This is a genomic window from Bartonella sp. W8151, assembly GCF_016100385.1.
GTDB classification, from domain to species: domain Bacteria; phylum Pseudomonadota; class Alphaproteobacteria; order Rhizobiales; family Rhizobiaceae; genus Bartonella; species Bartonella apis.
On record NZ_JACFSO010000001.1, the window covers coordinates 271,862 to 285,994 of the forward strand.

Here is a 14,133-nt window from a genome sequence, read left to right on the forward strand (position 1 = left end):
CATCGCAAACACGAAAATAGATTCGGCTACTCTATTTTTGAAAGCCGGATAACGTCGAGCATCGCGTCTCCCGATCAATCGGGGTGCAAGATTGACGGCAAGCACTTCTAGTTCTGTAAACGCCTGCAAATGTCGTCAAGCTGCTCCAGCGAAGAATAATGAATTTTAACATCCCCGCCTTTTTTCCCGTGTTTGATGGCAACTTTCATGCCTATGACATCGGCAAGTAGTTTTTCGAGTGACCTGGTATCGGCATCCTTTTCGGTCGGTGTGCGTTTTTTTGTTTTTCCGTTTGATTGCCCGTTTGCCAAAGCTTCAGCCTGACGAACGGATAGGCCGTCACGGATAATTTTTTCTGCTAGAGCCAGAGGGTCGTCGACTGTTATCAGACAGCGGGCGTGGCCGGCCGACAATTGTCCATCATTGATGAATTGTTGCACTTTGGCCGGAAGTTTCAATAATCTCAATGTGTTAGCAACATGGCTGCGACTCTTGCCAATTACCTGTGCAAGATCGGCTTGGGTATAATCATGTTCATCGATCAGTTGCTGATAGCCCATGCCTTCTTCCAGTGGATTAAGATCGGTTCTTTGAACATTTTCAATAATGGCAAGTTCCAAAGCCGTACGGTCATCGACGTCACGAATAATAACCGGTATTTCATTGAGGTTTGCCCGCTGGGCAGCACGCCAGCGACGTTCACCGGCGATCAATTCAAACCGGTTCGGGTGGTCGGGTGAGGGACGTACGACAACCGGCTGAACCACGCCATGTTCACGGATGGATTGGGCAAGGTCATCAAGCTCGGTCTCGGTAAAGTGGCGCCGCGGATTTTGCGGATTACGGGAAATAAATTCGATTGGAACCTGACGTTCCGACGATGTCTTCTGGGTAGTGACAGGTTTATCAATACCAAGATCAACATCGCCGATAAGAGCCGCGAGCCCACGTCCAAGCCGTTTTTTCGATTGATCGTCACTCATATTTATTTCCTTGATTATTCAATAGGTTAAAAAATTCAAGCGGCGCGCAACTGGCGTTCGCGTTGAATGACTTCGGAAGCAAGTTGCAAATAGGCCTGACTGCCTGCACATTTCAGATCATAAAGCAAAGCCGGTTTACCGAAGGAGGGCGCCTCCGACACACGAACATTGCGCGGTATAACAGTTTGATAGACTTTGTCCCCCATAAAGGACCGTACATCCTCCACAACCTGATTGGAAAGATTATTGCGGCCGTCATACATGGTAAGCACAATACCCTGTATTTCCAGTGCAGGATTAAGTGAGCCACGAACCTGTTTTACCGTTTCCAACAATTGGCTCAAGCCTTCAAGTGCCAAAAATTCGCATTGTAGAGGCACAAGAACGGAATCGGCTGCGCCCATTGCATTAAGTGTCAAAAGATTGAGGGAAGGGGGACAATCAATCAGAATATATGAAAATTTCTCGGTCACCATAGGGTTTTTTCGCAAGGCCTTTTGTAACCGCTGAATACGGTCATTTGCCGGTGCAATTTCCATCTCGATTCCGAGAAGATCGAGCGTCGAAGGCACAACATAAAGGTTTGGCACTTCTGTTTCCAAGGCCGCATCATTCACAGATGCACCTGAAACGATAACGTCATAAGACGATAGCGGGCGCTTGTTACGATCTATTCCCAGTCCGGTGCTGGCGTTACCCTGCGGGTCGATATCCATCACCAATACGGTTTCGCCAATTGCTGCAAGCGCAGTAGCAAGATTGATAGCTGTTGTTGTTTTGCCAACCCCGCCTTTCTGATTTGCAATGGCGATAATACGTGTGTCGCTCATTTCCCTCATCCCTTACGTGAATCGATCTTGCTAATTTCGAGAATAACTGACTGCTTATCAATCTTGCTTTGATGAACTTCAAAATCGAATTTCCAGTTTTTCTCTGCTTCGGCTATTTCTTTCTTATAATCACGGCCCTTCTGGAATAGGGCGGTTGCGCCTTGCTCGAACCAGGGTTGTGTCAGTTCAAAAAGCTTTTCAAGCGATGCCAAGGCGCGTGACGTGATAATTTCCGGTTTGTTAATGTGTATGTAACTTGTTTCAATGCGGCAGGTATGAACTGTTGTAGGCAAATTGAATTCGGCACTCACACTTCTCAAAAATGCGGCTTTTTTGCTATTGCTTTCGACTAGGTCGATATGAAAACCGCTTTGTTCTTTCAAAAGAATTGCGATGACAATTCCGGGAAAACCGCCACCGGAACCAATATCACACCAATTTTTTGCTTGTGGTTTGAACTCTGCGAGTTGTGCGCTATCAAGAATATGCCGTTTCCAGAGATCGGGCAAAGTCGCATTTGCAATCAGATTGATATGGGATTGCCACTTTTTAACCGCCTCCTCGAATGCCATCAAAGTTTCTGCTGTTTCACGTGAAACCGAAGGTACAATTTGCAGCAATGATTGATATTTTTCTTCTACCCATTCGGTCATCAGGCGCTTCTCCGATTTTCGCGGTGTAAACGTTGAATATGGGTAATAATAAGAGACAGAGCTGCTGGTGTCATGCCATCGATTTTTTGTGCTTCGGCTATTGATCGGGGAGCACGGGCACGGATTTTTCCTTTCAGTTCATTGGAAAGGCCGGAAATCACATCAATGTCGAGTTCTGCTGGAATACGAAGTTGTTCATCACGCTGAAGATTAGCAATGTCTTGAGCTTGTCTCTCAAGATAAACCGCATATTGGGCCTCAATCTCGAGTGTTTCAGCTGTTTTTTTATCAATCTCGTTAAGTGATGGCCAAATTTCATTCAAACGAGAAAGTGACATTTCCGGATAAGAAAGCAAATCATAAACATTCCGGCGAATTCCGTCGTGTTTTATTTGCAATCCTTTTTCATTGGCCTCATTTGGTGTAATTGTTATAGATTGACAAAGGTCACGGGCTGTTTTCAACAAATCCTGTTTATGTTGAAAAGCCTGTTGACGTAACGAGCCGACAATTCCCCATTTTAATCCCAAAGGTGTCAATCTTTCATCGGCATTATCTGCTCTTAAAGACAAACGGAATTCGGCACGAGAGGTGAACATACGGTAAGGTTCACTGACGCCACGTGTAATCAGATCATCCACCATAACCCCGATATAGGCGGTTGACCGGCTGATTGTAACCTGTTCCTTACCTGAAGCTTTGTTTGCAGCGTTCAGTCCTGCAAGCAAACCTTGTGCACCCGCTTCTTCGTAACCTGTTGTTCCATTGATCTGACCGGCCAGAAAAAGACCTGAAATCGCTTTTAATTCCAACGTTGCATAAAGTTGGCGCGGGTCGATAAAATCATATTCGATTGCATAACCCGGTTGCAAAACCTTGGCGTGTTCCAACCCTTCAATGGTCTTGATAAAATCGAGTTGAACCTCTTCCGGCAGAGATGTCGATATACCGTTCGGATAGACCGTATCATCATCCAATCCTTCCGGTTCCAGAAATATCTGGTGTCCGTCACGCTCGCCGAATTTTACAATTTTATCTTCAATCGAGGGACAATATCGCGGTCCTATGCCTTTGATCGCACCCGAATACATTGCCGAACGATGAATATTATCTTTTATAATTTGGTGGGTTTTGTGGTTGGTTCTTGTAACAGCACAATCTATTTGCGGTTGACGAATTGTTTCTGTCAAAAAAGAAAACGGTACCGGATCCTCGTCAGCACTCTGCTTTGGAAGATTGTCCCAATCAATCGTTTTTTTACTTAAGCGTGAAGGAGTACCGGTTTTTAACCGTCCCAAGTGGATACCATATTGTCCTAGACGTTCTCCAAGAAGATTACTGGGTTCTTCGCCCATTCTTCCGGCTGGCCACGTTTTTTCACCTATATGAATAAGTCCACGCAAAAATGTACCCGTTGTCAAGACAACGGCACCGGCTTCAATTTGTCCATGGGTTTTACAGACAACGCCTGAAATTGCGTCATTTTTTACAATAAGATCAATGACTTCGTCTTCTATAACCGTAAGATTGGGCTGTTCCGAAATTAACGCCTGCATGGCTTGTTTATAGAGTTTCCGATCTGCCTGTGTGCGTGGCCCCCTTACTGCCGGTCCTTTTCTCTTGTTAAGCAGCCGGAACTGTATTCCGGCTTCGTCTGCCGCCCGTCCCATCAGTCCGTCAAGTGCATCAATTTCTCTCACAAGATGACCTTTTCCAAGACCGCCAATTGCCGGATTACATGACATCGTTCCGATTGAAGCAAAATGGTAGGTGACCAGCGCGGTTTTTGCACCGGTACGTGCAGCCGCACCAGCAGCTTCACATCCGGCGTGTCCGCCCCCGACAACAATTATATCGAATTTATCAGCCAATTTTATATTAACACCGTTAAAATTATAACGTTTCACGTGAAACAAAAGAACTGTACCTTCTTGGATGGTACATCAATTTAACAATCTGTCTAACACATAGAATGTTTCACGTGAATCATTATTTTCGAAGATTGAACATATAATTCAACCTCTGTTTCACGTGAACCACCACTTCACTGTTTCACGTGAATCAATTTTTGGAAAAAGTCATCAACCGTACAAGACAACCTATTTTCCTATACAAAACTGCGAAAAAATAACGTCCAAAATGTCTTCGACGTCAATATCACCGGTAATTCTACCAAGCGAATCTGCAGCGAGCCGCAAATGTTCGGCTCTCAATGACAAATCGCGATTTGAATGTTGAACCGCATTATCTATCTCGGAGACAGCAGTTTTCAACAATGTTAATTGCCTTTTGCGAGCAGTGACCACTTCTCCGACGTCATATGAAAAATTCGAGCAGAACGAAGCAACCGCTTTTACAAAAGAATCAAATCCTTCACCGGTTTTTGTCGAAAACTGGATTGGCCATTCTTCTGGTGAACCATTTACCAAATCGCATTTATTTCCGATATGCCAAATTTCTGCATCGGTTTCGGGAAGCTCTATCGGAAGCGGATGTGCCAAATCATCAACAACCAAAACAAGATCAGCATCCTTCACTCGATCATAAGCGACTTCAATACCGAGTTTTTCAACCTTGTTCTCTGTCTCTCTCAATCCGGCCGTATCTGTTATCAAAACCGGATAGCCATCAATCACAATACGCGTCTCCAAAGCATCGCGGGTTGTGCCTGCTTCGTCGGTGACAATTGCTACATTAAATCCCACTAACTTATTGATAATACTAGATTTTCCAGCGTTTGGGGCACCAGCAATGACAATTTTTATACCATCGCGCATGGATGCGACACGTTCACTCTTTTCAATAAAATCCGCGATTGAATGGCTTAAAGCTCGTAAATTATTCCAAACAATGTCACTCACAGAACCCGGAACGTCTTCTTCATCGGAAAAATCAAGCTCTGCCTCTATCATGGCGCGAGCTTTAATAAGATCGCTTCGCCATTGCCGATAAAGCGTCGCAAGTTTACCGCTTGCCCCCATGATGGCTAGTCGCCTTTGGCTTTCGGTTTCTGCTTCAATGAGATCAGCCAATCCCTCGGCTTCCGTTAAATCGAGCTTACCATTAAAAAACCCGCGCCTCGAAAATTCACCCGGTTCTGCCAAACGACATGAATCGAACTTCGCAAGCTCGTTCAAAAACCGTTCAACGACGGCTTTGCCCCCGTGAAGATGAAATTCCGCACAATCTTCACCGGTAAAACTATGAGGCGAAGGGAAAAACACCGTTAATGCACTATCGAGAAAATCATCGTCTTGGGATACCAGCTTTCCATATGTCATAACGCGGGGCGTCGGAATTCGACCGAGCAACGTCTTGACGATTGCTTTAGTCATATTTCCCGAAACGCGGATGACCGCTAATCCGGAGGGAAGCTTTCCACTTGATAAAGCAAAAATCGTATCCATAGTCGTCATCCTCGTTGTGGAATAGGTCTTCCAATCTCTCCCGCTTCATTTTGAACGGCCAAAAGTTCGAAAATTCAACAAATGTTCTATAAGGCATTTGAAGTAGAAGAGACCATCCATTTTTTGCATAACTTTGTTCAACTTCGTCTCAAGATGTTATTTGGCCGGACCAAAAATAAAAAACCGTCCGAGAAACTCTCCGGACGGAAAAAACTGTTACATCAATTTTTTTAAAACACCCATCAGGCATTATCCCCGATATTATCCGAGGTGTAACCTTCCCTATCAGGTGTTTCCAAATTAGGTATTTCCCAATTAAGTATTCATTGAATCGAAAAATTCCGCATTGGTTTTCGTCTGTTTCAATTTGTCAATCAAAAATTCGATTGCATCGGTTGTGCCCATTGGAGCGAGAATGCGACGCAAAACAAATATTTTTTGCAAATCGTGACGGGAAACCAATAGATCTTCCTTGCGGGTTCCGGATTTCAAAATATCCATTGCCGGGAAAATTCGCTTGTCAGCCACTTTCCGGTCAAGCACGATTTCAGAGTTACCTGTTCCCTTAAACTCTTCGAAAATAACTTCATCCATACGGCTTCCTGTATCAATCAAAGCCGTAGCGATAATCGTGAGCGATCCGCCTTCTTCAATATTGCGGGCTGCACCGAAAAAGCGCTTGGGTCGTTGCAACGCGTTTGCGTCAACGCCACCTGTCAACACTTTTCCCGATGAAGGAACGACTGTGTTATAGGCGCGACCAAGACGGGTGATCGAATCAAGAAGAATGACGACATCGCGTCCCTGTTCAACAAGGCGCTTTGCCTTTTCAATGACCATTTCAGCAACCTGAACGTGGCGTGATGCCGGCTCGTCGAATGTTGAAGAAACAACTTCACCTTTGACCGAACGTTGCATATCGGTCACTTCTTCCGGCCGTTCGTCAATAAGCAACACAATCAGGAAACATTCCGGATGATTGGCCGTAATTGAATGGGCAATGTTCTGTAAGAGAACTGTTTTACCGGTTCTTGGCGGTGCAACAATCAGTGCACGCTGCCCCTTACCCAAAGGAGAGATGAGATCAATGACCCTTGCCGACATATCTTTATTTGTCGGGTCACTTAACTCCATTTTCAACCTCTCGTTCGGATAGAGAGGTGTCAAATTATCAAAATGGATTTTGTGACGGATTTTTTCCGGATCTTCAAAATTGATTGTATTGATTTTTAACAGAGCAAAATAACGCTCGCCTTCTTTAGGGCTGCGTATCGGTCCCTCCACAGTATCGCCGGTTTTTAATGAAAACCGCCGGATTTGGGATGGTGACAAATAAATATCATCCGGCCCCGGAAGATAATTGGCATCGGCCGAGCGTAAAAACCCGAAACCGTCGAGCAAAACTTCCAGAACACCTTCACCGATAATTTCAACATCCTGAAGGGCAAGTTTCTTCAAAATGGCGAACATCAGTTCCTGTTTGCGCATTAATGAAGCGTTTTCTACCTCAAGCGTTTCGGCAAAAGCGACAAGTTCAACTGGAGTTTTACTTTTCAGCTCTTGTAGTTTCATCTGTTGAATATTCTGCATCCAATATAAACTCTTATATTTATGGAAAAATATTTTCCTTGGAGAAGTGCCTTATTCAGAAACTTTGGAAAATAAGAAAGGAGGGTAAATTCCATCTACCCCCCTTGTGTTAAGAAAGCAAGCCATTTTCATTCAGAACGGTTTTACAATGACATCGATTACAGCGATGATCATCAGCACCGTTGGCACCTCGTTTAAAATACGCCATGTTTTTTCCGAAATATTATTTCTGTCCTCGGCAAAATGGCGAACCCCGCGTGACAACAATCCGTGATAGCCAGAAAGTATAATAACAACAAGAAGTTTCAGATGTAGCCAACCACCCTGTAACGCATAAACTTCCCATGCCAACCAAAGCCCGGTTATCCATGAGGCGATCATCGCAGGATTGATAATTGCGCGCAACAACCGTCTTTCCATAATTTTGAAAGTCTCTGATTGCTTTGAACCGGTTTCGGCCCGACAATGGTAGACAAACAGGCGCGGTAAATAGAACATTCCCGCCATCCAGCAGATGATGGCAATCACATGGAAAGATTTGATCCACAACGTTGCATTCGGATATTGTTCCGGATTCACGTGAAACAATGCCCATAAAACAACCACAACAATCAATATTGAAATGATGGCGCGAAGCCAGATTGTCCCTGTTGTCATGTGCGTTTTAGAATTCGTCATTTGTTAAAATTCCTCACCAGTTTGACCAGTCTTTCGACGTTTTTGATAGGTGTCTGTGGTGTTATTCCATGCCCCAGATTAAAAACCAACGGGCCCTGCCCCAGATTCTCCAGAATAGTCTCTATTCCTTTTTCGAGCGCGACACCACCCGAAACCAGTCGCAATGGATCAAGATTTCCCTGAACCGGTGTTATTTGTTGCAATTTTTTAGCAAAGGAAAGAGACACAGACCAATCAAGTCCAAGAGCTGTAACACCCGTTTTCCTGGCAAAATTTTCATAAAGGGCACCTGCACCTTTCGGAAAACCTATTATAGGAACTTCCGGAAAAACTTTTCTGATACGCTGAACCATCCGGTTTATTGGATAAATGACATAGCTATCAAAGCTTTCTTCATCCAGAACACCTGCCCAGGAATCAAAAATCTGTAGAACTTCAGCCCCCGATTTTACCTGATTGATAAGATAATCTGCCGAAACATCGGCAAGAATTTCGAGAAGTGATTTCATAGCTTCGGGGTGGCTAAATCCGAACAGTCTGGCAGGAGCCTGATCTGAAGTGCCGTGTCCTGCAATCATATAGGTTGCAACGGTCCATGGAGCTCCACAAAAACCGATAAGCGTTGTGTCACAAGGTAAAGCGGTTTTGAGAAGAGATAAAGTTTCAAAACTTGGGGCTAGTCTTTCCTGAGCCCTTTCGACATTTAAATTTTCAATTTCATTGATCGATAGTGGATCAAGAATCGGTCCCTTCTTTTCTTCAAAACGTAGATCTCTGCCTAAAGCATGGGGAACAACGAGTATATCCGAAAACAGAATTGCTGCATCAAAGCCGAATCGTCTGACCGGTTGCATTGTGACTTCAAAAGCAAGGCGAGGATTATAGCAAAGATCAAGAAAGCTTCCTGCTTTTTCCCTGACTTCGCGATATTCCGGTAAAAACCTTCCGGCTTGTCTCATCAACCAGATTGGTGGTGGAGAAAGTGTTTTACCACTTAGAACTTCAAGAACTTTTTTTGTCATGGCTTATGTTGGCTTTTCCAAAGGGAGGTTTCAAGAAAGAAATTATTTTGAATCGGGATTCTGATTCTTAGAGTCTGTGTTTTCTGTTAATTATTTATTAACCTTATTTTATCCACAGATTTGGCGATATTTTTTAAAATCAGGAAATGGCGTTTTCCAACGCCCGTCTATTCATCTTAAAAGATAAAAAATGATTTATAGAATCAAATGGATTCGCGGTTTTTATGATGGATTGTCAAAGACCCGTTCAATTTAAAAGAATAAGAGTTTTCCCCATAATTCATAAGTCTGAATTTGAATTTCCCACAACGCATTGGCTTGTGTATAACATTATAGACTTATCCTCTGATTTTTTTGGTGTGCACAAAATGCTTGTTTCTTTGCACATCTATCAACAAGGGCCTGTGAATCCTGTGGCAAAACAAAAATTGGACTTTCATTTATATATGATTTCTGATGCGACCGGAGAGACTCTCCTCTCGGCAGGGCGCGCAGTCGCCTCTCAATATGTCGAAGCTAACGCTATCGAACATGTCTATCCACTTATTCGCAACGAAGCCCAGTTGCAGGAAGTGATCGGCCAGATCAATCGGGAACCTGGAATTGTGCTCTATACGATTGTGGATGAAAAAATCGCACATTTACTGCATTCGGCATGTGAAAAAATGGGTGTGCCCTCGGTTTCTGTTCTTGACCCGGTTTTCAAAGCCTTCCATTCCTATTTGCGGTTACCGGCAAATAGGCGCGCCAGTGCCCAGCACGAGCTTAATGCAAATTATTTCAAACGCATCGAGGCACTGGATTACACAATGGAACATGATGACGGCCAATTACCCGATGGGCTACAAAATGCCGATGTGATTCTCGTCGGGGTTTCGAGAACATCAAAAACGCCGACAAGTATTTATCTTGCCAATCGTGGTATCAAAACAGCCAATGTTCCATTGGTTCCCGGTGTTTTACCGCCAAGTGAGCTTTTCTCATCAAAAAAGCCATTGATTGTCGGTCTTATTGCTTCTGCTGACAGGATAAGTCAGGTGCGGCAAAGTCGCAATATTGGCGGAGGTCTTACCGTCGAAAGCTATATTGACAGGGCAAGTATCGCGCAGGAACTCAATAATGCGAAACAGATTTTTCAGCGCAACAATTGGCCGGTTATTGATGTTACACGCCGTTCTATTGAAGAAACAGCAACTGCGATTCTCGAACTTTACCTGCGCGATCATCAAATCTGAACTTCATAAAAAGAAAAACTATGTCTCATAAACCGCTTATTCTCGCATCTTTAAGCCCATTCAGAAAATCGATTTTGGAAAATGCCGGTCTCGAATTCGATGTTGAAGGAGCAAAAATAGATGAGCGCGAGCTCGAAAAAACTTTAGGTAAAATCACGCCTCAGGAACTTGCTAAAAAACTGGCAATGAAAAAGGCTGAAGATGTTTCCAGCCGGTTTCCGGATGCGTTTGTTATCGGATGCGATCAAACACTGGAGCTTGAAGGAAATGCACTTCATAAAGTGGCAAATCTTGAGGGAGTGCGTGACCGTCTTTTCTCTTTATCAAGTAAAACACATTATCTCCATAGCGGCATCGCTCTGGCAAAAGCTGGTAAAGCCGATTGGGTCGGGCTTTCAACGGCAAAAATGACAGTCCGGTCATTATCTCCCGAATTTATTGATTATTATATCGATAAAGCAGGAGAAGATGTTCAATCAAGTGTCGGTGCCTATCAGGTTGAAGGCTTGGGTATCCAGCTATTTGATAAAATAGATGGTGATTATTTTACCATTATCGGTTTACCCCTCTTATTATTGTTGCAGAAATTACGCGAGACAGGAATCATCATTCAATAAGATGAAAAACATAACAACTGAAATACCCCATGCTTTTGTAACCGGTTATCCGGTCGGACATTCGCTTTCACCGCAAATTCATCGCTTTTGGCTCAAAAAATATAACTTGGCCGGAACTTATGATGCAGTCGAGGTAAAGCCGGAAAATTTTGAAATATTTATCAGTTCGCTGCAAAAAAAAGGTTTTTGCGGTGGCAATGTTACGCTGCCCCATAAGGAAGAAGCCTTTCGCCTTTCTGAAAAAAAAGATCACGCTGCAACAAGGATAGGAGCCGCCAATACATTATGGTTCGAGAATAACACACTTTGTGCAAGCAATACCGATGGTTATGGTTTTGAAGCCAATCTTGACGATTTTGCTCCAGGTTGGGGTGGAAATGCGGCGCTTGTCATCGGCGCCGGAGGTGCAGCGCGCGCAATTATTTATACGCTTGAACAACGCGGTTTTGAGAACATTTATCTTGTAAACCGGACGAAAACCCGTGCCGACAAGCTTGCCGGTTATTTTGGCAATCAGGTAAAAGCACGCAATTGGAGCGAAATAGATGATCTCGTTCCTCTGGCGGATTTAATCGTTAATACGACATCTTTGGGAATGACAAATAATCTTATCGTGAAAGACAGCAAACCGTTTATTCACCTTGATCAGGCAAAGCCGTCGGTCCTGGTGACAGATATTGTTTATACTCCTTTGATGACGCCGATTCTCTTGGAAGCCAAAGCTAGAAACCTCAATTATGTTGATGGAATCGGAATGTTGCTTCATCAGGCTGTACCGGGGTTTGAACGGTGGTTTGGAATAAGACCTGTTGTTGACAACGAATTACGACAAGAAATTCTGGGTAAAATGGGCCATTAAATGATTATCCTCGGGCTTACAGGTTCTATCGGCATGGGAAAAACGACGACAGCCGGCTTTTTCGAGGAAGCCGGCATACCTGTTTATAATGCTGATAGGGCTGTCCATGAACTTTATGAAAATAAAGAGGTTATTGAAAATTTAAGCCGTATTTTCCCCGATTGTTTGACAGATGGCCGGATAGATCGTTCAAAATTATCGAAAACAATTGTCAGGGATCCGGCAAAACTTGTCCTTTTGGAAAAGTTTATTCACCCGCTGGTGCGCAAAAAAGAAAAAGATTTTGTAAAAATGCACCGCGATCGGGGTGATCCGCTTGTGGTTCTCGATATTCCTTTATTATTTGAAAAAGGGCCTCAAGGACGGGTTGACAAGATAGCGGTTGTTTCGGCACCAACCGGAATCCAGCGGCAACGTGTACTTGCCCGCAGCGGCTGGGATGATGAGAAGCTCGACCGTATTTTGTCACGCCAGATATCAGATGAAGAAAAGCGTCGGCGTGCGGATTTCATTATTGATACGGGCAAGAGTCTTGATGATGCCAGACAACAGGTAAAACATCTGATTTCCCGTTTGATTGGCAAGTAGACCGCCTGTCCATAAAAATAATAGTATTTTTTGGTGACAGTTTTTGTAAAATTGAAATGACGAGGTTATCGGCGGATTTTTGCGCCGTTATATCCGGATTATCCATAGTTTCTTTCAGATATAAGATGTAAGAGTCATCAAAATGTTTTTTGCGTCGATTATTTTGGATTGCCACTCTTCCGGAGAGGTGAGCGAATATAATCATTGGAAACGTGATTTGTTGTTTATTGTCTCCCCGAAACGCTAGAAAAATATGAAACAATCCGGTTTGAAGTGACCATTCGTTTAAAAAAGGCCAATGCAAATTAATGCACGTTAAAGAGTAGATGAGAGCAGATTTTTATGAGAGAAATTATTTTTGATACTGAAACAACAGGCCTTCACAAAGAAACAGACCGTATTGTCGAAATCGGTTGTGTGGAGATGGTTGATCGCTATCTTACCGATAAAACTTTTCACGTCTATCTCAATCCGCAAGGCGTAATCATCCCTGATGAGGTTGTAGCAGTTCACGGACTTACCAATGAGCGCCTCAAGGACGAGCCGAAATTTGAAGAAATAGCCGATGATTTTCTCTCCTTTATCGAAGGCGCAACATTGATTGCCCACAATGCAAACTTCGACCTTGGTTTTTTGAATGCGGAATTGGGGCGTATTCATAAACCGCTTATCAGTGTTGATCGTATTATCGATACATTGGCGATGGCTCGTCGGAAATTTCCGATGGGCCCGAATTCTCTGGATGCTTTGTGCAAACGCTTCGGCATTGATAATTCACGCAGGACGCTGCATGGAGCTTTGCTTGACTCTGAAATTCTCGCCGATGTTTATATCGAACTTATCGGCGGCAAACAGGGTGCTCTGGGATTTGACGGAGCTAATACCGATAGCAAATCCAATGAAAACGAGGATCAGAAGAAAATCGTTCTCAAAGCTCGCCCTGAACCATTGCCAAGCCGTTTGAGCGAAGAAGATAAAGCGGCCCATGATGCTTTGCTTGCAAAAATTGGCGAAAAAGCCATGTGGAGCCACATCAAAAATTGAACCGACGGGAAAAATTGGACGATGGGATAAACTGAAACATCCTGTAGCCAAACGGGTTGGTTTTCGTAAAATCTTCAATGAAGAATATACCCGACATTAGGACTATTTGGGGGTCATGATTGAGGGATATCGTGTTTAAAAATCTAGGAAAAAGTAGATTTCGACTTTAAACTCGACATTCAAACTCGGATGATGATTTTTAAATGCATCCCCTCGTAGAATTGCGCTTCATTGCAAGTCGATTTGATCAATGTCTTCGGAATTTATCTTCGGGAAGTCATTTTATAAAAATAGACCGTTGTGGAGAGGGGGAAACCACAACGGCCTTTTTTACTGCACTCACTCAACAGTCCGGAGAGGGAAAGTAGACTGTTGTATCCGGTAAACGGCGGGGGACAAAGCCGGAACACCGGACATATCGACGCAGTGTCGATAGGTCATATAAAAGAATTTAAAAATGGCTTTTCAAGGGCAACTATATTAACATTTTGTAACAAATGCGTGAAAAGAACCTATAAGAGCCTAACGATAAATTTTGCTCGCACCACATTTTCTATTGTTTGCTGATGGGCTTTTCGTGTTCAATGTGCTTTTTAACTTATATAATGTTTTCAAAATTCGATGTCA

Annotated in this window: 13 protein-coding genes; 5 read left to right on the plus strand and 8 right to left on the minus strand. The window is 43.6% G+C overall.

All coding sequences use genetic code 11. From position 1 onward, the window contains the following. Positions 1-107 precede the first annotated feature (107 nt). The 8 genes from H3V14_RS01300 to hemE form a co-directional block, all read right to left on the minus strand. The gene (locus H3V14_RS01300; RefSeq protein ID WP_198226143.1) at positions 108-983 is read right to left on the minus strand and encodes a ParB/RepB/Spo0J family partition protein; all 876 of its coding nucleotides are present in this window, start codon (positions 981-983) and stop codon (positions 108-110) included. Positions 984-1,018: 35 nt separating this feature from the next. Further along, positions 1,019-1,813: a ParA family protein gene (locus H3V14_RS01305; RefSeq protein WP_075869492.1), complete on the minus strand. Its 795-nt coding sequence runs from the start codon at positions 1,811-1,813 to the stop codon at positions 1,019-1,021. A gap of 5 nt (positions 1,814-1,818) precedes the next feature. Next, positions 1,819-2,466, minus strand: coding sequence for a 16S rRNA (guanine(527)-N(7))-methyltransferase RsmG (rsmG, locus tag H3V14_RS01310; RefSeq protein ID WP_198226144.1), 648 nt, complete (start codon positions 2,464-2,466; stop codon positions 1,819-1,821). Next, the gene (gene mnmG, locus H3V14_RS01315; protein WP_198226145.1) at positions 2,466-4,337 is read right to left on the minus strand and encodes a tRNA uridine-5-carboxymethylaminomethyl(34) synthesis enzyme MnmG; all 1,872 of its coding nucleotides are present in this window, start codon (positions 4,335-4,337) and stop codon (positions 2,466-2,468) included. The genes rsmG and mnmG overlap by 1 nt, the downstream gene beginning before the upstream one ends. A 228-nt stretch (positions 4,338-4,565) precedes the next feature. Beyond that, a complete protein-coding gene (mnmE, locus tag H3V14_RS01320; protein ID WP_198226146.1) occupies positions 4,566-5,873 on the minus strand; it encodes a tRNA uridine-5-carboxymethylaminomethyl(34) synthesis GTPase MnmE in 1,308 nt (435 codons plus the stop codon). Positions 5,874-6,188: 315 nt separating this feature from the next. Then, on the minus strand, positions 6,189-7,454 hold the full coding sequence (gene rho, locus H3V14_RS01325) for a transcription termination factor Rho (protein ID WP_198226515.1): 1,266 nt from the start codon (positions 7,452-7,454) through the stop codon (positions 6,189-6,191). A 141-nt stretch (positions 7,455-7,595) separates the two neighbouring features. Beyond that, positions 7,596-8,141 carry a protoporphyrinogen oxidase HemJ gene (hemJ, locus tag H3V14_RS01330; protein WP_198226147.1) on the minus strand — a complete coding sequence of 182 codons (546 nt, stop codon included), beginning with the start codon at positions 8,139-8,141 and terminating at the stop codon, positions 7,596-7,598. After that, on the minus strand, positions 8,138-9,163 hold the full coding sequence (gene hemE, locus H3V14_RS01335) for a uroporphyrinogen decarboxylase (RefSeq protein ID WP_198226148.1): 1,026 nt from the start codon (positions 9,161-9,163) through the stop codon (positions 8,138-8,140). Before hemE ends, hemJ begins: the two co-directional genes overlap by 4 nt. A 413-nt stretch (positions 9,164-9,576) precedes the next feature. On the opposite strand from hemE, the gene H3V14_RS01340 reads away from it, so the two are divergent. From H3V14_RS01340 to dnaQ, 5 genes are all read left to right on the plus strand, one after another. Further along, positions 9,577-10,398: a pyruvate, water dikinase regulatory protein gene (locus H3V14_RS01340; protein WP_198226517.1), complete on the plus strand. Its 822-nt coding sequence runs from the start codon at positions 9,577-9,579 to the stop codon at positions 10,396-10,398. Positions 10,399-10,418: 20 nt separating this feature from the next. Further along, positions 10,419-11,015, plus strand: a complete 597-nt coding sequence (locus H3V14_RS01345) for a Maf family nucleotide pyrophosphatase (RefSeq protein WP_198226149.1) — start codon at positions 10,419-10,421, stop codon at positions 11,013-11,015. Between the two features lies 1 nt (position 11,016). Further along, on the plus strand, positions 11,017-11,874 hold the full coding sequence (locus H3V14_RS01350) for a shikimate dehydrogenase (RefSeq protein WP_198226150.1): 858 nt from the start codon (positions 11,017-11,019) through the stop codon (positions 11,872-11,874). Then, positions 11,875-12,462 carry a dephospho-CoA kinase gene (gene coaE / locus H3V14_RS01355; protein ID WP_075915358.1) on the plus strand — a complete coding sequence of 196 codons (588 nt, stop codon included), beginning with the start codon at positions 11,875-11,877 and terminating at the stop codon, positions 12,460-12,462. 342 nt (positions 12,463-12,804) lie between these two features. Continuing rightward, on the plus strand, positions 12,805-13,506 hold the full coding sequence (gene dnaQ, locus H3V14_RS01360) for a DNA polymerase III subunit epsilon (protein WP_075869500.1): 702 nt from the start codon (positions 12,805-12,807) through the stop codon (positions 13,504-13,506). Positions 13,507-14,133 lie beyond the last annotated feature (627 nt).

Bases quoted from the DNA above. Each gene is read 5' to 3' on its own strand.
- H3V14_RS01300 (WP_198226143.1), bottom strand. From the start codon at position 983: ATGAGTGACGATCAATCGAAAAAACGGCTTGGACGTGGGCTCGCGGCT.
- H3V14_RS01305 (WP_075869492.1), bottom strand. From the start codon at position 1,813: ATGAGCGACACACGTATTATCGCCATTGCAAATCAGAAAGGCGGGGTT.
- rsmG (WP_198226144.1), bottom strand. From the start codon at position 2,466: ATGACCGAATGGGTAGAAGAAAAATATCAATCATTGCTGCAAATTGTA.
- mnmE (WP_198226146.1), bottom strand. From the start codon at position 5,873: ATGGATACGATTTTTGCTTTATCAAGTGGAAAGCTTCCCTCCGGATTA.
- hemJ (WP_198226147.1), bottom strand. From the start codon at position 8,141: ATGACGAATTCTAAAACGCACATGACAACAGGGACAATCTGGCTTCGC.
- hemE (WP_198226148.1), bottom strand. From the start codon at position 9,163: ATGACAAAAAAAGTTCTTGAAGTTCTAAGTGGTAAAACACTTTCTCCA.
- H3V14_RS01345 (WP_198226149.1), top strand. From the start codon at position 10,419: ATGTCTCATAAACCGCTTATTCTCGCATCTTTAAGCCCATTCAGAAAA.
- H3V14_RS01350 (WP_198226150.1), top strand. From the start codon at position 11,017: ATGAAAAACATAACAACTGAAATACCCCATGCTTTTGTAACCGGTTAT.
- coaE (WP_075915358.1), top strand. From the start codon at position 11,875: ATGATTATCCTCGGGCTTACAGGTTCTATCGGCATGGGAAAAACGACG.
- dnaQ (WP_075869500.1), top strand. From the start codon at position 12,805: ATGAGAGAAATTATTTTTGATACTGAAACAACAGGCCTTCACAAAGAA.